The organism is Escherichia sp. HH41S (assembly GCF_009820115.1).
GTDB classification, from domain to species: Bacteria; Pseudomonadota; Gammaproteobacteria; order Enterobacterales; family Enterobacteriaceae; genus Escherichia; species Escherichia coli_F.
The window spans coordinates 35040-58647 of sequence record NZ_VNXE01000061.1; the positions used below are offsets into that span (position 1 = coordinate 35040).

Genomic DNA, 23608 nt, shown 5'->3' on the forward strand with positions numbered 1-23608 from the left:
GACGTAAAAACGCCGACCATTGGTCGGCGTTTTGCTTTCTATTTTTCGTCAGGCATTAATTTCGCAAGTAGATCCATTCACCATTCTCTTGTGTCCATAAGTCAGGATGGTTTGCTGGCGTTAGATGCATACGATCACTCCTTATGTCTCGGTCCTGCGGCACTCGCTCGAAACCTAAACCCGAGTAGATTGCGGCTGAATTTGATAAGGAACGTAGACCAATTTTCAAATCATGGGGTAAATCAGAATACGCGTTTAGCAATGCAGCAATGATGAATCCGAGGGCATTAGAAACGCCTGTAACAGTGCGAAGTTGGTCGATATAAAGATCGATTGTTGGTAGTTCAGATGACCAGCAATTAGGCATTTGGGCAGGAAGGGTTACAACGTATCCTATCGTTTGGCCGGTATAGTCTGGAGTACCATAACCAGGTCCCAAAACCACTTCGTGTATTGTGTATTTACTGTTGGGTTCGAAGGATTCGACATCTTGCAATAAATATTTCAGTTCTGCGGTTAACCGTGCACCCGCGTAAGCTTTATTGTATTTCTGGGCGTGAATATTATCTAATGTAGCTTCATGGTTCCATCCAAAAGAATTATCACCATTCATTGTTATTCCATCGTAAGTATTACACCTCGTCGCTAGCTTATTGAATGCTTGCCAGTCTGAGAGATCTAGTTTGTGGATCTCAACAGTACGTCTGCCATCGCAATTATGATCTCTTCCACGATTTGACAGTAATGTAGCGCGTGCGTATTGATGAAATTTTAGTTTTGCTGGTTTGTCGGTGGACGAAAAACGAGGTAAATATGCGGGGAATGAATAAATAGTTGTTGGTAATGTCATTTTATTGTTGCCTGTTTAATATTTTTACAAATATCGCAGTTGAATGTTCAAAGAAAAAGAATTGATATTAATAAAAATAAGTTTGTTTTCTGAAGTGGAGAAAATAGCGGATGGTGAAAGATATTAATATCAAAAATCGCTCATCACGGATATAACGATGCACCAGGGAGGGGGGAGATGACTGACAACGCGTTGGTAAGCGAGGTTCGATAACTCAAGCTTCTTTAAAAACGCCATAACCTCAATTATAGCGTTTTTATTTAAAATAATTAGTGGGTAGCTAACTGTACTTGTGGTTCTTCATCTTTAACTTTGATAAGCGTCCACAACGCAATAGCACCAATAATGTCAAAGAAAGCCAGGGCAATAAAGAACGGCGCGAAGCCGATAATGTGAACGAATGCCCCGATGAACAGGTTGAAAATCAACTGACCGCTCCACGCACAGGCTCCTGCCATACCCACTGCGGTAGCTACTTCGTCTTTTTTGAATAGGTCACCGCCCAGAGTTGCTGCAACAGTAGAAAGACATTGATGCGAGAATGCGCCAATGCTAATCAGTAATACGGCGATGTAGGGATTTTCGACAATACTCACCAGGCCAATCGTCATCATAATGACGGCTGCAATAGTGAAGGTAATTCTTCGTGAGTTAATTAAACTCACGCCGCGATCGTGGAAGAACTTCGCGACAAAACCACTGGCTAAACAGCCGAGATCGCCCAGCAGGAAAGGCAGCCAGACGAACATGGCAATTTCTTTCAGGCTAAAATGCAGCGTTTCGACGAAGAAAATCGGTACCCAGAAGTTAATGGTTCCCCATGCCGGGTCAGCGAGAAAACGCGCGATGCCAATCCCCCAGAAATTACGTTGGCTGAGGATATGCTTGATTGACGTTTTTTCTTTCTTATCTGTTTTAAGATGCTGTTCTTGCCCAGACTCAATATAGTGGCGCTCTTCATCAGAAAGGCGTTTAGCATCTTTTGGATCTTTATAACAAAAGAACCAAAATAAAGCCGCGAGTAAAGCAAGGCTACCTGAGACAATAAACGCAAATTGCCAGCTATGAAACATAATGCACCAGGCAATCAACGGTGGAGCAAGCATCGCGCCGAGTGAGGTGCCCATATTGAAAACACCTGTCGCCACGCCACGCTCTTTTGCCGGGAACCATGTTGATGCGGTTTTTACACCCGCAGGAATTGCCGATGCTTCGCTGAAACCCATCAGGGCGCGCATAAATGCCAGACCTGACCATGTTCCTGTCAAGGCATGCCCCATTGTCGCCAGGCCCCAGATTGCGGCACATATCGCAAAACTTAACTTCAGACCCACGGTATCAATAAAGAAGCCCATTACCGGTTGCCCCAATGTATAGGCCAACTGGAATGCACTGACAATCCATGAATATTGTTCTTTGGTTATTCCGGTTGTCTCCATAATCGTTGGAGCCGCAATACCTAACGCCGTTCTGTCCAGATAATTGATTACAGTGATAAAGCATACGAGGGCAATCATATGCCATCGATAATTCTTTATTTTATTCATTTTTAAACCTTTTAATTATATTAATAAACCCTGGTTGTTGGTATTTCCATGTAATAGGCAATAAAAATCAGGTACAGAGTAAATATTGAAAATTACTGTGTGTAAATGTCTCCCTTTAAAAAGTCTGGCCAGTTTTTTTCAAAGTAAATACCGTTAATACACGGTTGCATACGTAAAGACTTTACTTCGGTAATAAAAGAACCTTGCGAATATTGAATTGTTAATTTGTGATTTTTGTCTTCAGCGAGTTCAGAGCGAAAACGCCATTCTTCTTTTGCGCCGCGACGAGTTTGTGGTAGGCATTTGCCTTGTGGATCAATAACCATACGCGCCCCACGGCTACCACCACCAGCATCAATATAATGCGTCAATTGCGTTAATACGGCGGTAGACGTCAGTGCCATATGCCGCCACATAAACAGCTCGGCAACTTCGCCCACATGTTTGATTGCCAATCCATGCTGTTGGACAAATTCACTCAATAGCAGGGCATCACGAGTGGCACGTCGAACTTTATCGGCATGGCAAATAAATCCCGCATAGTCAGACATTCGTGCCTGAATTTTTTCTCTCACAATCGACAACGGCATCCCGGTCCCGTTATCGTGCGCCTGAGTAATGATCTCTCTTATAGAAGCCAGTGCCGGAGCTACCAGCTGTGCTATATCTCCATCAATATTACGTTTTTGCGTGCAACCAATAAAACGTGCCAGACGAACAGCAAAAACCTGCCCGGCATTCAATGCCGCACCACCAGGGCGAGTGACGCCGTGTGTGCCAGCAACTTCCCCCACGGCGAAACAGCCGGGCAGGGAGGTTTGCCCCCAGATATCCACTTCAATGCCGCCATTCATATGCTGATTATTCATGGCAAACTGCAATGGCTGCGTGGTGAGATCGTAACCGTGCATCTTATACAGCGAGATAGACAGCGGATTCATTCGTTGCAGTCGTTCGATGGGCGATGGTGCCAGAGCGTCGTTATTTTCCAGATACGCGCGAACGTCGTCGTCCAGTCGATCTAATGAGAACGGCAGGTCACCCGGCACAGATTCAGGATTGCGATTGAAATCCATAAATACCTGACGCCCTGATTGCTGCTCTTGCGCCACCGCCATATCTAACAAACTGGAGCCAAAATCCATTACCCGCGTGGCGTGGAATGGCCACTGATAGCCTTTACGGAAGATGTTTGAAGCCAGTTCCTGGGTCGTTCGATAGTAATCCGCGAGGAAGTTATACTCGTTGCCCCCGGCATCTACGGAATAGATATATGGGATCACCTGTACATAGGTGCCGGACAAATTCCACGGAAAGGTGCTGCGCGGCGTGCCTATACCAAACTGGCTTTCGGTCAGATTGGTTAGCGTCAAACCTTCTTCCAGTGCCAGTCCCAGCGAGCCGAAGCATTTATGTGGATAAACACTGTCGCGATAAAGCTCGCCCGGTCCGCCCGTTGCCAGTACCACATTGGGCGCCGTCACAATTGCCAGCCCCCAAGGGTTATGGGCGCGATGACCGGTCGCGAGGATTGCTCCCGCCACGCGGTCTTCGCCGTTTTCGCCACGCTGATGCAGCAGTTTAATCACTGTTGCACTGGTCAACACTGGAATGGCGAGGCGCTGTACTTCTTCCAGCAGCACTTTCACCATTAACCTTGAGGTACGCGGCCCACACGAGGTTGCTCGCCCGGATTCGTCATGGTCGGTTTGATAACGAAGAATTGCGCCATAGCGATCTTCCGGTAATTCCAGACCAAGATATTGCAACCCGCCAAGAGTGTGCAGAGAACCTACCGCTTCGACATAAGCGGTGTCGTGATCCATCGCCCCACCGCTCGCCAGTGCTTCCGCCAGTTTGGCGAAGTTATCGCCGTTGCCCGCGGTAGCGGCGGTAAACAGCGTCTGTTTATCGGAACCAGAACATGCCGATGTCCCCATATATAACCCGGCGGTGGCGATCAGCACATTTTGCTGGCGGCGCTTAAGTTCAACCGCTGCGCGCAGCCCTGCCGCGCCGCTACCAACGACTAGCGCATCAACTTGCCAGATCGGGTAATCGACATCTTCAACCGTGACAATTGACGCTGGCTCTGCTGACACAAAACCCTTCGGGAAAGTGACGTGCGTCAGCGCATCAAGGAGGGTGTCATCAAGCTGACTCATGCATCCTCCATCGGCGTAAACAGGCTACTTTCCATCAGGCGTGGCTGATTGATAATTGGACGGAAAGCCATATATGGCAGAATGTCGCGCTCAATCTCCACACCTGGTGCGATTTCAATTAATTCAACGCCTTCTGCTGTTAATTGGAATACTGCACGTTCAGTGATATACAACACTTCCTGACCGCTTTGCTGTGCGTAGGCGGCGCTAAAAGTGATTTTTTCCACTTGGGTAACCAGTTTAGGGATTTGACCTGACTGGGCGATATGCAAGCCATCTGGTGTTACATCAATCTTGCTACCTTTGGTGTCGAACGTGCCGCAGAACACCACTTTACGGGCGTTTTGCGCAATTTCGAGAAATCCGCCGGGGCCAATGAGATTGCCATTGAGATGGGAGACGTTGACGTTACCGTACTGATCCATCTCTCCCATGCCGAGGAAGGTGATATCGATCCCTCCGCCACTGTAGAATTCGAATTGATCGAGTGATGGAATAATGGCATCGGCGTTACGGGCGCAGCCGAACAGAGCATCATCCAGCATCATACCGTTATGCACGCCTTGCTCGACGCTCAGCCATAAACTTTGATAAGGCACGCCTTCGCGCAGTGCAACCCCAGGAATGCCGCCGGGAATGCCAAAGCCAAAGTTGGTTGAAGCGCCAGCCACCAGTTCGCGTGCTGCCCGACGGGCAATCAGGCGGCGCACCGGATGACTAACCAGTTCAATAGCGTCGTTAGAACTCAAACGGCGATGCTGACCGCTGATGGTCAGGTCGTAACCGCCAAGATAGGTTTGCGGTTGTTCGCGGTGTTCAACGATTCCATCAACCAGAATGCCCGGTAATTTGACCCGGCGTGGTTCAATGGCACCAGCTTCCAGCACATCGCGCACCTGTACGAATACTTTGCCGCCGCTGTTGTGTGCTGCCAGCGCCATGGAATAGCTATCCATATCAATCGCCTCTTCTTCAAGGCTGACGTTGCCACGCGGATCGGCATAAGTGCCACGCAAAATCGCGTAGTCCACTTTGAAGGGGCGATAACGAAGTTTGGTTTCACCGTCGATTTCAATCAGTTCTACCAGATCCTCAGTGCTGCTAGCGTTCGACTTACCGCCGCCGTTGCGCGGATCAACAAACGATCCCAGCCCAACGTGGGTAAAAAGCCCTGGACGTCCGGCACCGATCTCCCGCAGCAGTGCCTGAATTACGCCACCAGGGAAGCAGTAGGCTTCAATAGCATTGTTTTTTACCAGATCCTGCATCTTGGGCGACCAGGTAAAATGTCCGGCAATGATGCGTTTGAGCATCTCTGCATGAGCGAAGCGGTTAGTGCCTTTGCAGTCGCGATCGCCAATGCCCAGTGAGTGGATTAATGTCAGATCGCGCGGGTGTCCGGTTTGCAGGAAACGCGCTTCAATAGCAGCCAGAATATGGTCCGCTTCCACCATGCCGCCGCCATTACCGCTAATGGCAATGGTTGCGCCGTCCTGAATTTGCGCCGCCAGGGTCTCGGCGGTTGTTATCTTACGCATACAATTTCCTTATTGATTATGGAAGCTCACGCTGGCTTTTTCGGCAAATGCGCGCGTCGCCTGCTGGCAATCCTGAGTGGCGGACATTAATCCAGCCAGTAACTGGTGCGGGTAATCGGCGTGTTTATTTTCCAGCGCCAGAATCAGTTGCTTAATATGTGCCAGCGCCACCGGACCGCATTTTTCCAGCTGCGCTAACTGATTCGCCATCCAGCTTTCCACCTGTTCTTTTTCTACCACTTCATCAATTAAATTCGCCGCCTGAGCTTCCTGCGCCGTCAGGCGTTTACCCAGCATCAGTATCTGGCGACCGACCACCGGACCGACCTGATTAAGCACGCGTTCAATGCCCATCCAGCCAGGCACCATGCCGAGCATTACTTCCGGATTAGAGAATTTCGCACTGGGGCGGGCAATACGAATATCGCAGCACAAGGCAAGTTCAATACCACCGCCGATGGTATGACCGTTGAGATTCGCAACCGTTAATTGGGGTAAGTTGCGCAGGCGATTAAAAACGTCATTGCCGCGTTTAATCCATTTTCTGCCCATATCTAATGGCGAATAGGCCGACCACGATTTAATATCGCCGCCCGCACAAAAGAATTTATCGCCGGTTGCCGTTAATTCGACTAATCGTAATGTGGTGTCGTTTTCAATTTCATTTAAATAATGGTCGAGAGATTCGATCATTTCTTCATTAATAGCATGACATTTATCTTCACGGTTCAATGTCAGGCGGCAGGAAGCCGCCGCTCTGCTGAACAGAACGGGTTGGTCACTCATGATCATTCCTTAGCAATAATGTGCGATGCGATCGACGCTAATATCCAGCGTGCTGTTAATATCTTTTTGCCACCAGTACGGCGAGAATATTTCCAGTTCAATTGCGCCATTAAATCCGGCATTTTCAACCAGCCGACGAATTGACGGAATATTGATGACGCCATCTCCCGGCATTCCCCGGTCATTGACCAGATCGGTGGTTGGTACTAACCAGTCGGAAACATGAAACGCGATGATGCGCTTTCCGGCACGCAGGATCTGACTGGCGAGATCCGGGTCCCACCAGACGTGATAAACATCCACCGCCACGCCGAGGCCAAACTCCCCATCGGGATCGAGTTCATCACACCAGTCCAGTGCCTGGCGTAGCGTGCACAGGCAAGAACGATCAGCGGCGGTCATTGGGTGCAGCGGCTCCAGCGCAATTGGCACGCCGATATCTTTCGAATGTGGCAGCAACTGGCGAATCCCTTGTTTTACTTGTTCCCGCGCTTCGTACAGATCTTTTGTTCCCATTGGCAGACCGCCAACCACCTGCATATAACAGGCGGCGTTCAGTACAGCGGCGTCGTCCAGCGCCCGGCGGTTATCGTCAATCGCCAGTTTGCGTTCCGCCAGCGTCGGCGCGGTGTAGTAAGTGCTACGGCACAAACCGGAAACGCTCATGTTACTGGCAGCAAGCTGGCGGGCGATTTGCTGGAGATCTTCGCCCTGCAACTCTCTGCGCCAGGGGGCAATCGCGCCAATACCGCGTGCGGCGCAGGCATCAATAATGGCAGGTAGCGGGGTTTTATAGCCCAGTGTCGCGGTATTGATACTGAATAAATCCGGGCGTTGTAACAGATCTCTCATGATTCAGCCTCAGAAGCGCGGCATACTTAAGCCGCCGTCGATGGCGACCGCCTGACCGCAGGTGTAAATCAGTTTACCTTCCGCCATCGCGCGGACAGTGGAAGCAATATCAGCCGGATAACCCCAACGTCCCCACGGCACCAGACCTTTGGCAATCAGTTCGTCGTAATAAGCTGTTGCCGGAATAGTCATATCAGTTTTAATTAGGCCAGGGCGCACTTCATAAACGCCAATTTGTTCATTGCAAAGGCGAGCGGCAAACAGACGAGCTGCGGCGGAGACGGCAGTTTTGGCAATGGTATATTCGCCGCGATTCATCGCCAGCATGATGGCGTTTATGGAACTGACAAAAATAATCGAGCGGTGCGGCAGTTCTGCTTCCGGTTTCGGCTGTGCCAGTAATCGCTTACTGAATGCCTGAGCAAGGAAGAACGGCGCACGGGTGTTAATGGCAATGTTTTGGTCGAAGCTGTCTGGTTCGAGGTCGAGGAGGTCACCGCGTTTTTTCACTGAAATCCCGGCGTTGTTGAGTAGACAGTCCAGACGTCCCCACTGGTTTTGCGCCGCGTCGAGCATCTCTTCATGAAGGGAGAGATCGCCAACATCAGCAGGGAAGCAAATCACTTCCACGCCTTCCGCCAGACATTCTTGTTGTGTGGCATGTAATTTTTCTACGCTGTCGGCATCCGGACGATCATTAATCAGCAGATTAAATCCGCCACGCGCAAGTTCCAGTGCACAGCCCTTTCCAATACCACGTGCGGCTCCAGTGATGACAGCAACGGGACGTGTTGACTTCATACAATAACCCTCTTTTTGAATATTATTTCCTTAAGTGACGATTAGCTTGCAATGTGTGGCAAGAAAGATCAACCATCTAGTTGGTTGATATGCGATAATGATCACAGAGCATTTGATAACCCGATGAAATTGCGAGTTTTTAGCCATTTTAGTGGAGCTTCTAACAAATCGGGTTAAGATAGTCATCACGAAGAAGACGTGGGGAAGCAGAATGTATCTTGATACCAGCAACGTACAAAGCCTGAAGGAAAAGCTGTTGTTATGTGCGGTTAATGAATTTGCCGAATATGGTTACGAAGGGGCCAGAGTCGATAATATCGTCAAGGCCGCGGAGTGCAGTAAACAGACGGTTTATCATCACTTTGGTAATAAAGAAAATTTATTTATCGAAGTGCTGGAATATACCTGGAATGATATTCGGCAAAAAGAAAAATCCCTTGATTTCTCAGGTCTTCCGCCACAAAAAGCCATTGAGAAAATTATCGATTTCACCTGGGATTATTACATTGCTAACCCCTGGTTTTTAAAAATTGTGCATAGTGAAAACCAGAGTAAAGGGGTGCATTATGCAAAATCACAGCGCCTTTTAGAAATTAACCACGCACACTTACAGTTAATGGAGTCATTATTAGCTGAAGGCAAACGGCGCAATATTTTTAAGCCAGATATCGACCCGTTGCAGGTGAATATTAATATTGCTGCTCTTGGAGGATATTATTTGATCAACCAACATACGCTTGGCCTGGTTTATCACATCAGTATGGTTTCACCGCAGGCACTGGAAGCCAGGCGTAAGGTCATCAAAGAGACGATCCTTAGCTGGCTTCTGGTTGACCCTTCATCTACCGCGCGCGAATAAAACTGCCATCCGGCTGGCGGGTAAACAGAACCTGTTGATTATTTCCCGTATCAATGGTTAAGCCCGTCACCACGCCGCTGGCGTTCTGGCGGATTTTCACCATCTGCCCATTTTGCAAATTACTCAGTGGCTTATCCGCGCCTTCTACCTGCGCCATTGCATAGACATCGGTAGCGGGCAGTCCGTGGTCGCGGAACAGCTGCGCCATTGTTTTACCGGGTTCGACACGATAAGAGCGCCATTGATTGTCAATTCCGCTATCTGGCTGGAAAGGTTGCACTTGCGAGGTTTGCGGCTGCTCTTCCGGTTGGCCTTCCTGTATCGGTTCTGGAGCGACCGGAGCCACCTGATCAGGATCATTTTGTGGTGTGACTAATTGCGCCCGCAGCTGTTCTTCTGTCGGCGGTTGTGATTGCGACTGAATATCTAACTGTGCTTCACGCGTCACCACCGGCGCGTTTGGCGTATCATCCGACGGGAGTAGAAATCCGACCACCAATACAATAGCGGCAATAATGATCCCCCGACGATGCATCGGCGGTAGCGGGTCCATGAAGCGAAAATTGTCCGGCGCGTGCCAGACTTTCTCCAGGGTTGGTTTTAGTTCAAAGCGCCCGGGCATGGTTTCCTCCTGCTCCGCGTCTTGTTCCTCAATCATAGCCTATGAATAAGCTAACGCTATGATGTCCGTGGTAAACCCGCCTTTATTATATTCATACGGGATATTGCTATTGTTTCTTTTTCCCCGGGATTTGTCATCATTCCCGCGACAAAGTTTTACCCAAAGAAGTGTGGCTGATATGCTGCCCGCTACTTTATACCCTAAGAAAGGAAATACGATGACCACCCCAACTTTTGACACCATCGAAGCGCAAGCAAGCTACGGCATTGGTTTGCAGGTAGGGCAACAACTGAGTGAATCTGGCCTGGAAGGGCTGCTGCCAGAAGCACTGGTTGCAGGCATTGCCGATGCGCTGGAAGGCAAACATCCGGCTGTTCCGGTTGATGTGGTGCACCGCGCGCTGCGTGAAATCCACGAACGCGCCGATGCCGTTCGTCGTCAGCGTTTCCAGGCGATGGCTGCTGAAGGTGTGAAATACCTGGAAGAAAACGCCAAAAAAGAAGGTGTGAATAGCACCGAATCTGGCCTGCAATTCCGCGTGATCAACCAGGGTGCAGGCGCAATTCCGGCACGTACCGACCGCGTTCGTGTTCATTACACCGGAAAACTGATCGACGGCACCGTGTTTGACAGCTCCGTCGCTCGCGGCGAGCCAGCTGAATTCCCGGTTAACGGCGTGATCCCTGGCTGGATTGAAGCACTGACTCTGATGCCGGTAGGTTCTAAATGGGAACTGACTATCCCGCAGGAACTGGCATATGGCGAGCGTGGCGCAGGCGCGTCCATCCCTCCGTTCAGCACCCTGGTGTTTGAAGTCGAACTGCTGGAAATCCTCTAAGCAGCGCATTCTGTTCCCCTCGAGCCAGAGGGGAGCAGGCATTCAGCAATAAACCCTTCAGTTTGCCAAATGGCGCTATTTTGTGTTGCAAAGACCACGTAAGCGTGTATTTTTGTGAGCTGTTTCGCGTTATCACCGTGATATGACACTCACTTTAAACATAAAATTAACATTAGATCTAAATCTTAGTATTCATCCCGCGTATTGTTACCTAATATCGATGAGTCCCGATACAGATTCGTCGTATCATAGACTGACTAAAGGCCGCAGAGCCTGAACAACACAGACAGGTACAGGAAGAAAAAAACATGGTAGATCAGGTAAAAGTCGTTGCCGATGATCAGGCTCCGGCTGAACAGTCGCTACGGCGCAATCTCACAAACCGACATATTCAGCTTATTGCCATTGGTGGGGCCATTGGTACGGGGTTGTTTATGGGGTCCGGTAAAACAATCAGCCTTGCCGGACCGTCGATCATCTTCGTTTATATGATCATCGGTTTTATGCTCTTTTTCGTGATGCGGGCAATGGGGGAATTGCTGCTTTCGAATCTGGAATACAAATCTTTTAGTGACTTCGCTTCCGATTTACTGGGGCCATGGGCGGGATATTTCACTGGCTGGACCTACTGGTTCTGCTGGGTGGTTACCGGTATGGCGGACGTGGTGGCCATCACTGCCTATGCTCAGTTCTGGTTCCCCGATCTCTCCGACTGGGTCGCCTCGCTGGCGGTGATAGTGCTGCTGCTGACGCTTAACCTCGCCACCGTGAAAATGTTCGGTGAGATGGAGTTCTGGTTTGCGATGATCAAAATTGTCGCCATCGTGTCACTGATTGTCGTCGGCCTGGTCATGGTGGCGATGCACTTCCAGTCACCGACCGGTGTGGAAGCGTCGTTTGCGCATTTGTGGAATGACGGCGGCTGGTTCCCGAAAGGTTTAAGTGGCTTCTTTGCCGGATTCCAGATAGCGGTTTTCGCTTTCGTGGGGATTGAGCTGGTCGGTACAACCGCTGCGGAAACGAAAGATCCGGAGAAATCACTGCCACGCGCGATTAACTCCATTCCGATCCGTATCATTATGTTCTACGTCTTCGCGCTGATTGTGATTATGTCCGTGACGCCGTGGAGTTCAGTAGTCCCGGAGAAAAGCCCGTTTGTTGAATTGTTTGTGTTGGTGGGTTTGCCTGCGGCTGCCAGCGTAATCAACTTTGTGGTGCTGACCTCTGCGGCGTCTTCCGCTAACAGCGGCGTCTTCTCTACCAGCCGTATGCTGTTTGGTCTGGCCCAGGAAGGTGTTGCGCCGAAAGCGTTCGCTAAACTTTCTAAGCGCGCCGTGCCCGCGAAAGGGCTGACCTTCTCTTGTATCTGTCTGCTCGGCGGCGTGGTGATGTTGTATGTGAATCCAAGTGTAATTGGCGCGTTCACGATGATCACGACTGTTTCCGCGATTCTGTTTATGTTCGTCTGGACGATTATCCTTTGCTCATACCTGGTGTATCGCAAACAGCGACCTCATCTGCATGAGAAGTCGATCTACAAGATGCCGCTCGGCAAGCTGATGTGCTGGGTATGTATGGCGTTCTTTGTGTTCGTGGTCGTGTTGCTGACACTGGAAGATGACACTCGCCAGGCGCTGCTGGTTACCCCGCTGTGGTTTATCGCGCTGGGGTTGGGCTGGTTGTTTATTGGTAAGAAGCGGACTGCTGAACTGCGGAAGTAACGGCTTTATCATGCTGGATGGCGCAATGCCATCCAGCTTTTAGATCACTCACCCGCCAGCGCGCGCGGGAACAGCACATTGTTTTCCAGACTGATGTGCTCCATCAGGTCATCAATCAGTTCATTAATACCGTTATACATCGCTTTCCAGGTGGTGCAGGCTTCCGGCGGCGGTGTGACGTTATTGGTAGTGTGTTTGATTACTTCCAGCAGTTCACCCGCTTCATCGTGCTCGCTTTCCATTACGCTAATTGGCCCCATCGCCTGGCTACCCATGCCTTGTTTGATCATCGGGAAGAGGATCTGCTCTTCTTTCATCATGTGGCTGGAAAGCTCTTCATGCAGCATGGTCAGGTATTTTGTCAGCCCTTTTGGCACGCTCGGTTTGTCGGCGTGAACGCGTTCGACTTTAGTCGCTTGCAGAATCAGTTCCGGCAGTTGTTCACGGTGACGATCGTGGTAGCGCACGATGATATGGTCGATGATTTCCGCCAGTGGGGCGCTACGCCAGTCTTTCTCAATCGGTTGTTCAGCAAGCTTTGCCAGTTCGGCTTCAATGACGTCAACATCCAGTTCTTTACGTGCCGCCGCACGCGCCAGCGTTTGCTTACCGCCGCAGCAGTAATCCATATCATATTTACGAAACAGAGCCGAAGCGCGAGGAATAGAGAGCGCCAGTTCACCTAAAGGTTGGTCGCGATAAGCCATAGCTGATACCTCATTCTTAATAAGATAAGATGTATTTTAAATGCATCTTTAAGGTGAATGCTATAACCCTTACGTAGCAGAGGCTTATTTAACTCACTGCCAGCGTGTCAACTTTCAGAGACAGGTTCAATTAAGGGTTTTTCCGGTTTTGCTCTGACCGCAATGACCACGCCAACCACTAACAGCGCGATACCGCTCAGCGTCATCAGCGGCGGCATTTGCTGGCGTAACAAAAAGGTGTACAGCAAACCTGCCAGCGTTTCGAAGACAATCAGCGGCCCAAGAATCACCGTCGGTAATCGCTGGCTGGCGACGTTCCAGCAGAGTGCGCCAACCCATGAGCAAAGCACGGCTATCGCAATCATCAGACTAATAAACACCAGCGGACGGGGGCCAAAAGGTAGGGAGAAGCCCGGCGTTTGCGTATTCAGCCAGTAACAGGCGACGAGATAACCGATGAGAGAAACCGGCAGCGTGACCAGCGCCTGCGCCGTCGCCCACATCATCGGATGTTTGTCTGGGTTTTCCCGCAGCCAGCGGGCGTTGCGCAGGGCATACCATGCCCAGCAGACCACGGAAACTAACGCCAGCACGATGCCAGAGGTATAACGTGCCCAGTCAAAATCGGGGAGTCCGTGGTTTAACTCAGCAATATTCACACACGCCAGGCCGATGCCAATACAAACCAGTGCCGGGGCGAGTTTTCCCCACGCGAGTTTGCCGTCGCGCTGGCTATAAAGCAGATTGGCAAAAACGGGAATCACCACCGGCAGGGTGCCAATAATCATCGTGGAAACAGGCGCGCCAGTACGTTGAATGGCACTGGCAAGGCAGAAGTAATAGATGAGGTTGCCCATCATGGTGAGCATCAAGGCGGTAAGCCAGTCGCGACGCGCCAACTGACGCAGACGCACGCGTCCCAGCCAGGCAATGGGCAGCGCAATTAACCCTAACGCCAGATAACGGCCCATCGACTGCAACATCGCCGGGTATTCCGGCACGATCAACGGCCCGACAAATATAAGCCCCCACATCAACCCTGCTAACAGGGCGTACAGCACGCCGCTAATCATTACTGGCATCCATTGATCTGTCAGAAGAAATATTCAGGGAACAACCGTAGTCGTTCCCCGCATCCCGTCATTATCAGAGAGGATACGGGAGGATGCCACTTTAATTAACTAGTTATTAACATTAAAAAGATGGCTTACGCTCTCGGCTAATGTTGTCGTTGGGCGGCCAATCAATTTGCTAAGCGTTTTGCTGTCATCAAACAGGCCGCCTTTCGATGCGCCAACGTCAGAATCTGCCAGCATATCCGCCAGCCCGTCAGGCAGACCGACGCTTTTCAGCGCCGCGGCGAAATCAGCTTCGCTCAGGTTTTGATAGGTAACCTGTTTGCCGCTCTGTTTGGTGAGTTCCGCCGCTAACTGTGTCAGTGTCCAGGCGCTATCACCTGCCAGTTCATAAACCTTGCCTTCGTGACCTGCTTCGCTAATTACGCGCGCCGCAGCTACCGCATAATCAGCTCGCGTAGCTGAGGCAATTTTGCCATCGCCCGCGGCACCGATAAATACGCCGTGCTCCAGTGCTGCCGGGGCGCTGGCGAGATAGTTTTCGGTGTACCAGCCGTTGCGCAGCAAGGTGTAAGCGATGCCAGAAACAGCCAGCATTTTCTCCGTCTCGATGTGCTCATCGGCGAGGCCGAGCGGGGAGGTATCAGCATGTAGCAGGCTGGTATAAGCGATAAATTTCACGCCCGCCGCCTTAGCGGCATTAATAACATTTCGATGCTGCGGGGCACGTTGCCCCACTTCGCTGGAAGAGATCAGCAGCAGTTTTTCCACTCCCTGAAGCGCAGATGTCAGTGCGGCTTCATCGCCGTAGTCAGCCTGACGTACAGTAATGCCTTGCGCGCTCAATGCCTGCGCTTTTGCCGGGTTACGTGCGATAGCCACTATTTGGCTGGCAGGAACGGTTTTCAGTAAGGAGTTAATAACATGGTGACCAAGTTGGCCGGTTGCGCCGGTAATTGCGATCATGGGAAGCCTCCATCGGTTTGTCTTGTGTTTAAATACGCTACCACCTAAACTTACTTTTAGTAAGTACGTACAAAAAGGTAAGTATGAATGAGCCAGGCTAGCCTGTCGCAACAACTGAAAGAGGGTAACCTCTTCGCCGAACAGTGCCCGTCGCGCGAGGTGTTGAAACACGTCACCAGCCGTTGGGGGGTATTGATTCTGGTCGCGCTTCGCGAAGGTACGCACCGTTTTAGCGACCTGCGCCGCAAGATGGGTGGGGTGAGTGAAAAGATGCTTGCGCAGTCGTTACAGGCGCTAGAGCAGGATGGTTTTCTTAACCGTATCGCGTATCCGGTGGTGCCGCCGCATGTGGAATATAGCCTCACGCCGCTGGGCGAGCAGGTGAGCGAAAAGGTTGCTGCACTGGCGGACTGGATTGAGTTGAATTTGCCTGAGGTGTTGGCAGTGCGGGATGAACGTGTGGCATAACAGCCGGATGCGCTGCGCTTATCCGGCCTACGGTTCATGACTTGCAGGGCGGATAAGATGCGACAGCATCGCATCCGCCAATAAATGCCGGATGCGGTTGATGATTTGTATGCCGAAAAAGAAGTGTTTTACTTACTCAAATCCACCTGATAAATCGCAAAGCCGATATCATCGGTCGCGACTTTCTTCATCGGATACTGCCCTTTCTCTTTAATAAACTCTGCGGCTTTATCTGACGGAGAGGTTTCGAAACGGATATCCAGTTTCTTATCGCCGGGAATCGGTGCTAAACGCCAGTTGTTATCTGCCGCCGGGTGAATTTCCCCCGCACGCTTCGACTCATCTGCAATCCACGCTGCCAGCACCGAGCGGTTCTCATCCGGTGAAGCAAAAGCGATATGGCTATCGCCCGTACCTGCAAATTTGCCGCCGTAAGCGCGATAGTTATTGGTGGCAACGAGGAACATCGCGTTCGGATCAATCGGCTTGCCGTTAAAGGTCAGGTTCTTAATCCTTTCCGCATTGGCATTAACCACCTGGCACTCGCCGTCATAGCGGGCGGGCTGAGTAACATCAATCTGATAATTCACACCATCAATGACGTCAAAGTTATAGGTGCGAAAACCATCCCAGTTGATCAGTGACTGTGGTTTCGTGCTGTTAGGATCAATCTGGTTAAACTGTCCGGCGGAGCACTCCAGCCACTCTTTCACCTCTTTACCGCTGGCTTTCACCACAATCAGCGTATTGGGATAGAGGTAAAGATCGGCGGCGTTACGGAAGGTTAATTGACCTTTTTCCACCTCCACATAGCTTGCCGGATCATTTTTGCGACCACCGACTTTAAACGGTGCGGCAGCTGAAAGCACCGGCAGTTTTGCCAGATCCGGATCGCCCTGAATGTAGTGTTCGACATACGCTTTTTGTGCATTATTCACCACCTGCACGGTCGGATCGTCCTGCACCAGCGCCAAATAGCTATACATATTGTCGGCAGATTTACCGATTGGTTTGCTGACAAACTGGCGTGTGGCCTCGTGATCGGCCTTAAGTGTTTCTACCAGCTTGCTGTCTTCCGCCGCGAGGGATTTTTTATTGGCGATATCGTAAATTGGTCGTGCTTCCGCTTTCGCCTGCGTCACCTGCCATTTTCCGCTGTCATTATTGAGTTGCAGATCGACCACGCCGAGATGATCGCCCCACATGCCCGGCATTACCGCCGGAACACCGTTCAGCGTGCCTTTGGCAATATCAGCCCCTTTGATATTCGCAAAATCTTTACTCGGGAAGACGGCGTGAGCATGGCCAAACATAATGGCGTCAACGCCCGGAATTTCACTGAGATAATAAACTGAGTTTTCTGCCATCACTTTATACGGATCGGCAGAGAGACCAGAATGCGCCAAAACGACAACGAGATCGGCACCTTTCTCGCGCATTTCAGGTACGTACTTGCGCACAGTTTCCGTTATATCGTTAACGGTGACTTTGCCAGATAAATTAGCTTTATCCCATCCCATAATCTGCGGCGGTACGACGCCAATATAGCCAATCTTCAGCGTCTGTTTTTTTCCGTCTTTATCGATCACTTCGGTGTCTTTAATCAAATACGGTGTAAACATGGGCTGTTTGGTTTTAGCGTCAATGACGTTGGCGTTTACATAAGGGAATTTCGCTCCTGCCAGTGCATTTTTCAGGTAATCCAGACCGTAGTTAAACTCGTGGTTGCCAAGCGTGCCGACGGTATAGTCCAGCGTATTTAATGCTTTATAGACAGGGTGAATATCTCCGGCTTTTAAGCCTTTCGCCGACATGTAATCGGCCAGCGGACTCCCCTGAATCAAATCGCCATTATCGACCAGTACGCTGTTTTTCACTTCATTGCGGGCATCGTTAATCAGGCTTGCCGTACGTACCAGTCCGAATTTTTCCGTGGCAGTGTCTTTGTAATAATCGAAATCCATCATGTTGCTATGCAAATCAGTGGTTTCCATGATACGCAGATCGACCGTCGCTGCATTCACACTGGCGGCAATCAGCGTGGCCAGGAGCGTTGCGCTAAACTTAATCATCAGGGACATCCTTTTATCATCGGGAATTCGAAAGAAAAGGGAGAATAAACCTCTTACTTTTAGAACAGTGAAGAATGCCACAATTTAACGCTTTGAAAATGATGACACTATCACAGTTGGCGCATTCTTTAACGATAGGGTATAAGTAAAACAACAAGTTAACACCGCTCACAGAGACGAGGTGGAGAAATGTTAGATCAAGTATGCCAGCTTGCACGGAATGCAGGCGATGCCATTATGCAGGTCTACGACGGGACGAAACCGATGGACGTCGTCAGCAAAGCGGACAATTCTCCGGTAACGGCAGCGGATATTGCCGCACACACCGTTATCATGGACGGTTTACGTACGCTGACACCGGATATTCCGGTCCTTTCTGAAGAAGATCCTCCCGGTTGGGAAGTCCGTCAACACTGGCAGCGTTACTGGCTGGTAGACCCGCTGGATGGTACTAAAGAGTTTATTAAACGTAATGGTGAATTCACCGTTAATATTGCGCTCATCGACCACGGCAAACCGATTTTAGGTGTGGTGTATGCGCCGGTAATGAACGTAATGTACAGCGCGGCAGACGGCAAAGCCTGGAAAGAAGAGTGCGGTGTACGCAAGCAGATTCAGGTCCGCGATGCGCGCCCGCCGCTGGTGGTGATCAGCCGTTCCCATGCGGATGCGGAGCTGAAAGAGTATCTGCAACAGCTTGGCGAACATCAAACCACGTCTATCGGCTCTTCGCTGAAATTCTGCCTGGTGGCGGAAGGGCAGGCGCAGCTTTACCCGCGTTTCGGGCCAACCAATATTTGGGACACCGCCGCCGGTCACGCAGTTGCGGCAGCGGCCGGAGCGCACGTTCACGACTGGCAGGGTAAACCGCTGGATTATACCCCGCGCGAGTCGTTCCTGAATCCTGGGTTCAGAGTCTCTATTTATTAAATATATATGGCAGAAACAGTGTATTTCCTGATTCTGCCATCCTGATTTGTTTCCAACCTAAAAAGTTATAGATATAAAGGGATTGTATTTAAAGTGTAAATATTCTAACGCTAATGAGTTATATCTTAATAATGAGCATTTTTTGATAGTTTACTTCTTTAACAAGATATTTAATGGCGACATAGAATAACCAAATATAATAAGGTTGTCATATGTTACCCAAGATTAGACACAATAGTTTTTTTGGTGCAGTGGAGTTATTTGTAAAGTCATCGCATACAAAAATACATTCAAATAATTTCTTTAATAATATTCAGCATGCATTTAAGAAAAGGGATTGGATTTCGAATTATGATAGTCTGTTAATTTTAAGGGAGTTCTTTCTTAGAGCAACACAGATCGATAAAAATAGTTATCAGGTGCTTTCATTAAAAGATGAAACCGTTCACTCCATGGATAATTTTCTTATCAGTTTCCGCCTTAAAGATAACGGTGCCGAATATACAATGACATTGCGAGGCACTGGATTTGAATACGAAGAAATTCCTATAACAATAAATGAGTATAACTCATTTATAGACTTTAAAAACCGTGAATTTCCACTAGCACAAAATAGAAGATTGTATGCCTATGATATTTTGCAGAAAAAACAGTCTGACATACCTGAAAGGATTAACGGTTATTTTCGGAAGGCGGCGGGTAACTTATCTTACGATTCTGCTTATTTGGAGAATGTAGTAAGCAAATTAAAACGGGGTAAATTTGAACTTGAAGGGCCAGAAGGTAGCATTAAAGAATGTGAAGGATGGTATTTTTGCGAGAAAATAAATAATGGAAATTATGCCATGGTCATAGAATCTTTGGGCTTTGCTCTTAAAATCTATGGAGGGGATGAGGAACTTCGAACTGGCTCTTATATTTTTTTGCAGGGTGAAGATTACTCTCTTATTTATAATTTTCTGGTTAATGCAGGTTACCAACAAGTGGAAATAACCGAGCAAGTGGAAGCGATTGTAAGTGCAAATCTGGCCGCAAACGGTAATTATACCGCAGAAAAGATTCACAAGAAATATAAATCTACCATTGAAGCGTTTAAAAAAGAGGTAAAACCGTTAAACGAGAATAAGGGTTATTGATACTAGTATGAGTTCGGCGTAAAAACTCAGAGACTTAATTCCCCTATCCCATATATCTCGAAAGGGGAAATTTATTTTTCCAGAATTTATGTTATTAACATTATTTGAGCAACTTTTGCAGCAGGTCCATCACTTGCTGCACCTCTTCCTGAGTGAGCGCACCGTCTTTGGCCCATTGCACTCGACCGTCTTTGTCCAGCACCGCTACAGCGGAACTTTCTTCATCCAGCTGCCAGGCACCGCGCGCGATGCCATTGCTATCGACAATAAACTGCGACCAGGGATAAAGCTTTTTATTACTCTCCAGACTGCTGCGCACAAACATGCCAGAACCCGGAATCGCGTCGTCGGTGTTCACAATGGTGGTGGTCTGGTAACGATCGTGCGGTAACTTTGCTGATTTAATCGCTTCAATCAGCGTCGCGTTTTTCTCTTTTGCAGAGGTGCGACCAGCAATATGTTGCAGTACTCGCACTTTTCCCACTAACTGCGCGCTGTTCCAGGTTTTGTAGCTAAACTGATCTTTATCAAGCACCAACTCGCCCCGATCGGTAATGCCTATCGGTGGCACTCGTTGACCGGTTTCAAACTGATGTGCGGAAGCCATCATCGGCAACAGCAGGCAGGTGAGTGCCAGAATCTTACGTAGGGTCATGGTGTATCCTTCTTATGATATGCAGGTGATCCGACCACTTGGGGTCTGACTTTTAATCATATGTGCTATTTATCGAATTTCCCGCAAGTGTGATGCCAGTTTGCGGTCAAGCGCACAAATCATATGAAAAATGAATGCTTATACTGAAGACCGCGCTTCGGTAAAAAGATAATTCTGAATAATTGTAACCTTTAGGTAAAAAAAGTTATACGCGGTGGAAACATTACCCGGATAGTCTATAGTCACTAAGCATTAAAATTTGCGCCTCATAATAGTTGGGCCGATTGTGGCACCGCAAAGGCGTAATACTCAGCAGGAGATAACAATGAAAATTTTCCAACGGTACAACCCACTGCAGGTGGCGAAGTACGTAAAGATCCTGTTCCGTGGACGGTTATACATCAAGGACGTTGGCGCTTTTGAATTTGATAAGGGTAAGATTCTTATCCCAAAAGTGAAGGATAAGCTGCATTTGTCAGTGATGTCCGAAGTTAACCGTCAGGTTATGCGTCTGCAAACAGAGATGGCTTAACCAAAGTGCTATGCAGTAAATAAGACGGCTCCTGATTCAGGAGCCGTTGATGTTTCTTGGGGTTACGCGACGTTTTCTTCTTTATCTTTAACGTCAGGCAGTTTGGGCGAAAGGGCGGTGGCCTTGCTGTCGATCCGCGTTACCAGCAACTGGTCGATGCGGTAGTTATCGATATCCACCACTTCAAATTTGTAGCCGGCGAATTTCACCGAGTCGGTGCGTTTCGGGATTTTACGCAGCATAAACATCATAAAGCCGCCGATGGTTTCGTAGTTGCCTGACTGCGGGAACTCATCAATATCCAGCACACGCATTACGTCGTCAATCGGGGTGCCGCCATCAATCAACCATGAGTTCTCATCACGGGCGACAATCTGCTCTTCCAGTCCCTGACCGACCAGATCGCCCATTAGTGTGGTCATTACGTCGTTGAGGGTGATGATCCCCACGACCAGCGCGTACTCGTTCATGATCACCGCGAAGTCTTCACCCGCAGTTTTAAAACTTTCCAATGCCTCTGAAAGGGTTAATGTATCCGGCACAATCAGTGTGTTGCGAATTTGTACGCCGCTGTTCAGTGCCAGGCTTTGGTTAGCCAGCACGCGGTTCAGCAGGTCTTTAGAATCGACATAGCCGATGATGTGGTCAATATCTTCATTACAGACGAGAAATTTCGAGTGCGGATGTTCCGCCACCTTATTCTTCAGACTTTGCTCATCTTCGTGGAGATCAAACCAAATCACGTTTTCACGCGGTGTCATTGACGACGGAACGGTACGGGATTCCAGCTCAAAGACGTTTTCTATCAGCTCGTGTTCCTGTTTACGTAACACGCCCGCCAGTGCACCTGCTTCCACAACTGCATAGATGTCATCAGAAGTGATGTCATCTTTACGTACCATTGGCAGTTTAAAGATACGGAAGATCATATTCGCCAGGCCGTTGAAGAACCACACCAACGGGGTGCAAACGTACAGGCAGAAGCGCATCGGGTTGATGATACGCAAAGCCACCGCTTCTGGCGCAATCATACCGATGCGTTTCGGAGTTAAATCCGCAAACAGGATAAACATGCCAGTTACTAACGAGAAAGAGAGAATAAAGCTCAGTTGCTCAGAGAGTTCCGCCGACATATAGCGGGAGAACAGGCTGTGAAAAGCTGGAGAAAACGCCGCATCACCGACAATACCGCCGAGAATCGCCACTGCGTTAAGACCGATTTGTACCACGGTAAAGAACATGCCAGGATTTTCTTGCATATTCAGAACGCGTTGGGCATTTATATTGCCTTCATCAGCCAGCAGTTTTAGTTTGATTTTGCGTGAAGCGGCAAGTGAGATCTCGGACATCGAGAAGAACGCACTTACAGCGATCAAGCAGAGTATGACAAAAATACTGTTTAACATATCTTATCCGACCTTTCAGGCCAGATCCTCGGAAGGGGAAGTTGATTAATTTGTGTGAAATACACATTGAAAGCCGATTCGAAGAAAGTGAACCGGCATTTTCAGTGGCTAGTATAGCGTAAGGTACTGTAAAGTCGCCAGAGGGTTAAAATTCAGACGACTGATAAATGCAAAACTGCCTGATGCGCTATGCTGTTCAGGCCTACGAAGTCTCTGCAATACATTGAATTTTGAGGGTTTTGTAGGCCTGGCAAGGCGTTTACGCCGCATCCGGCATAAACAAAGCTCACTTTATCAACAATCTGAGTTTGTAACCGTAACGCTATGCTTCCGGCGGCAGACAGACGCCAATTCCGCCAATTCCACAGTAACCATATGGGTTTTTATGCAGATATTGCTGGTGGTCATCTTCGGCATAATAAAATGGTGAGGCGTTAGCGATTTCCGTGGTGATGTGACGATCGTCATCGGCGGCAAGCATCGCCGCCTGAAAACGCTCCAGACTGGCACGAGCGGCGGCATCCTGTTCTGGGGTCAGCGGATAAATCGCTGAACGATACTGCGTGCCGTGGTCATTGCCCTGACGCATTCCCTGGGCGGGATCGTGATTCTCCCAAAATACCTGTAGCAACTGCTCATAGCTGATGACTGAAGGATCGTAAACAATGCGTACCGCTTCGGCATGACCAGTATCACCGGAGCACACTTCCCGATAAGTGGGGTTTGGCGTATATCCGCCGGTGTAACCTGCGGCGGTGCTGTAAACGCCGGGTAACTGCCAGAACAGACGCTCCACACCCCAGAAACAACCCATCGCAAAAATGGCAATCTCCATTCCGTCAGGTACATTGGTCATTGAGTGACCATTGACCGCATGCAGCGTGGCTACGGGCATCGGGGTGTTACGTCCAGGCAGGGCATCGGCGGGGGAAACCAGATGCTTTTTATCAAATAAACTCATGGTGTCGCTCTCCCGAAAATCGGTCATTGGGGTTAAGGTTGTAACAAGAGACGTATTTGCACACAATAACCACCGTGAATAGGTCTAAAGTAAAACATAAGAAATATTTGGGGTTTAGTC

22 protein-coding genes are annotated in these 23608 nt (G+C 49.3%); 7 read left to right on the forward strand and 15 right to left on the reverse strand.

The window, feature by feature from the left end; genetic code table 11:
- Window positions 1–55: 55 nt before the first annotated feature.
- From FQZ95_RS10020 to FQZ95_RS10050, 7 genes are all read right to left on the reverse strand, one after another.
- Window positions 56–850 carry a DUF2686 family protein gene (locus tag FQZ95_RS10020; RefSeq protein ID WP_088541520.1) on the reverse strand — a complete coding sequence of 265 codons (795 nt, stop codon included), beginning with the start codon at window positions 848–850 and terminating at the stop codon, window positions 56–58.
- 269 nt (window positions 851–1119) lie between these two features.
- A complete protein-coding gene (locus FQZ95_RS10025) occupies window positions 1120–2397 on the reverse strand; it encodes an MFS transporter (protein ID WP_001033614.1) in 1278 nt (425 codons plus the stop codon).
- 92 nt (window positions 2398–2489) lie between these two features.
- Window positions 2490–4562 (reverse strand): FAD-dependent oxidoreductase, encoded by a 2073-nt coding sequence (locus FQZ95_RS10030; RefSeq protein WP_088541519.1) that lies wholly within the window; start codon window positions 4560–4562, stop codon window positions 2490–2492.
- Complete coding sequence (locus tag FQZ95_RS10035) at window positions 4559–6100, reverse strand: acyl CoA:acetate/3-ketoacid CoA transferase (protein ID WP_160530145.1); 1542 nt, start codon at window positions 6098–6100, stop codon at window positions 4559–4561. The genes FQZ95_RS10030 and FQZ95_RS10035 overlap by 4 nt, the downstream gene beginning before the upstream one ends.
- A 9-nt stretch (window positions 6101–6109) precedes the next feature.
- Complete coding sequence (locus tag FQZ95_RS10040) at window positions 6110–6886, reverse strand: enoyl-CoA hydratase/isomerase family protein (protein ID WP_160530146.1); 777 nt, start codon at window positions 6884–6886, stop codon at window positions 6110–6112.
- A 9-nt stretch (window positions 6887–6895) separates the two neighbouring features.
- Entirely contained in the window at window positions 6896–7738 is an 843-nt protein-coding gene (locus tag FQZ95_RS10045) for a sugar phosphate isomerase/epimerase family protein (protein WP_160530147.1), read from the reverse strand.
- Between the two features lie 9 nt (window positions 7739–7747).
- Complete coding sequence (locus FQZ95_RS10050; RefSeq protein ID WP_000843394.1) at window positions 7748–8539, reverse strand: 3-ketoacyl-ACP reductase; 792 nt, start codon at window positions 8537–8539, stop codon at window positions 7748–7750.
- A gap of 211 nt (window positions 8540–8750) precedes the next feature.
- Here FQZ95_RS10050 and FQZ95_RS10055 point away from each other — a divergent pair, with 211 nt between their 5' ends.
- A complete protein-coding gene (locus FQZ95_RS10055) occupies window positions 8751–9398 on the forward strand; it encodes a TetR/AcrR family transcriptional regulator (RefSeq protein WP_001355101.1) in 648 nt (215 codons plus the stop codon).
- Here FQZ95_RS10055 and ytfB read toward each other — a convergent pair.
- A complete protein-coding gene (gene ytfB / locus FQZ95_RS10060; protein WP_001119472.1) occupies window positions 9382–10020 on the reverse strand; it encodes a cell division protein YtfB in 639 nt (212 codons plus the stop codon). The two genes, FQZ95_RS10055 and ytfB, sit on opposite strands and share 17 nt — an antisense overlap.
- Before the next feature lie 217 nt (window positions 10021–10237).
- On the opposite strand from ytfB, the gene fklB reads away from it, so the two are divergent.
- Window positions 10238–10858, forward strand: a complete 621-nt coding sequence (gene fklB / locus FQZ95_RS10065) for an FKBP-type peptidyl-prolyl cis-trans isomerase (RefSeq protein ID WP_088541516.1) — start codon at window positions 10238–10240, stop codon at window positions 10856–10858.
- Between the two features lie 308 nt (window positions 10859–11166).
- On the forward strand, window positions 11167–12579 hold the full coding sequence (gene cycA / locus FQZ95_RS10070; RefSeq protein ID WP_000228347.1) for a D-serine/D-alanine/glycine transporter: 1413 nt from the start codon (window positions 11167–11169) through the stop codon (window positions 12577–12579).
- A gap of 44 nt (window positions 12580–12623) precedes the next feature.
- Here cycA and ytfE read toward each other — a convergent pair whose 3' ends face one another.
- The 3 genes from ytfE to qorB all read right to left on the reverse strand — a co-directional run bounded on the left by ytfE (window position 12624) and on the right by qorB (window position 15328).
- On the reverse strand, window positions 12624–13286 hold the full coding sequence (gene ytfE / locus FQZ95_RS10075) for an iron-sulfur cluster repair protein YtfE (RefSeq protein WP_000331451.1): 663 nt from the start codon (window positions 13284–13286) through the stop codon (window positions 12624–12626).
- Between the two features lie 107 nt (window positions 13287–13393).
- Window positions 13394–14359: a DMT family transporter gene (locus FQZ95_RS10080; RefSeq protein ID WP_088541515.1), complete on the reverse strand. Its 966-nt coding sequence runs from the start codon at window positions 14357–14359 to the stop codon at window positions 13394–13396.
- A 108-nt stretch (window positions 14360–14467) separates the two neighbouring features.
- Window positions 14468–15328, reverse strand: coding sequence for an NAD(P)H:quinone oxidoreductase (qorB, locus tag FQZ95_RS10085; RefSeq protein WP_088541514.1), 861 nt, complete (start codon window positions 15326–15328; stop codon window positions 14468–14470).
- 87 nt (window positions 15329–15415) lie between these two features.
- Here qorB and FQZ95_RS10090 point away from each other — a divergent pair, with 87 nt between their 5' ends.
- Window positions 15416–15796 (forward strand): winged helix-turn-helix transcriptional regulator, encoded by a 381-nt coding sequence (locus FQZ95_RS10090; protein ID WP_088541513.1) that lies wholly within the window; start codon window positions 15416–15418, stop codon window positions 15794–15796.
- 128 nt (window positions 15797–15924) lie between these two features.
- On the opposite strand, the gene cpdB is transcribed toward FQZ95_RS10090, so the two are convergent.
- Window positions 15925–17868, reverse strand: a complete 1944-nt coding sequence (gene cpdB / locus FQZ95_RS10095) for a 2',3'-cyclic-nucleotide 2'-phosphodiesterase (RefSeq protein WP_088541512.1) — start codon at window positions 17866–17868, stop codon at window positions 15925–15927.
- 189 nt (window positions 17869–18057) lie between these two features.
- Here cpdB and cysQ point away from each other — a divergent pair, with 189 nt between their 5' ends.
- Both cysQ and FQZ95_RS10105 read left to right on the forward strand, forming a co-directional pair.
- Window positions 18058–18798 carry a 3'(2'),5'-bisphosphate nucleotidase CysQ gene (gene cysQ / locus FQZ95_RS10100; RefSeq protein WP_000886904.1) on the forward strand — a complete coding sequence of 247 codons (741 nt, stop codon included), beginning with the start codon at window positions 18058–18060 and terminating at the stop codon, window positions 18796–18798.
- A 212-nt stretch (window positions 18799–19010) separates the two neighbouring features.
- Entirely contained in the window at window positions 19011–19934 is a 924-nt protein-coding gene (locus FQZ95_RS10105; protein WP_088541511.1) for a hypothetical protein, read from the forward strand.
- A 100-nt stretch (window positions 19935–20034) separates the two neighbouring features.
- Here the strand turns inward: FQZ95_RS10105 and FQZ95_RS10110 are convergent, their stop codons facing one another.
- Window positions 20035–20589: a YtfJ family protein gene (locus FQZ95_RS10110; protein ID WP_032185766.1), complete on the reverse strand. Its 555-nt coding sequence runs from the start codon at window positions 20587–20589 to the stop codon at window positions 20035–20037.
- 325 nt (window positions 20590–20914) lie between these two features.
- On the opposite strand from FQZ95_RS10110, the gene FQZ95_RS10115 reads away from it, so the two are divergent.
- Window positions 20915–21121 carry a DUF1107 domain-containing protein gene (locus FQZ95_RS10115; RefSeq protein WP_000689228.1) on the forward strand — a complete coding sequence of 69 codons (207 nt, stop codon included), beginning with the start codon at window positions 20915–20917 and terminating at the stop codon, window positions 21119–21121.
- Between the two features lie 62 nt (window positions 21122–21183).
- Here the strand turns inward: FQZ95_RS10115 and FQZ95_RS10120 are convergent, their stop codons facing one another.
- Together FQZ95_RS10120 and msrA are read right to left on the reverse strand one after the other, a co-directional pair.
- Window positions 21184–22527, reverse strand: coding sequence for a hemolysin family protein (locus tag FQZ95_RS10120; protein WP_000934983.1), 1344 nt, complete (start codon window positions 22525–22527; stop codon window positions 21184–21186).
- 322 nt (window positions 22528–22849) lie between these two features.
- Complete coding sequence (gene msrA / locus FQZ95_RS10125) at window positions 22850–23488, reverse strand: peptide-methionine (S)-S-oxide reductase MsrA (RefSeq protein WP_001355104.1); 639 nt, start codon at window positions 23486–23488, stop codon at window positions 22850–22852.
- Window positions 23489–23608 lie beyond the last annotated feature (120 nt).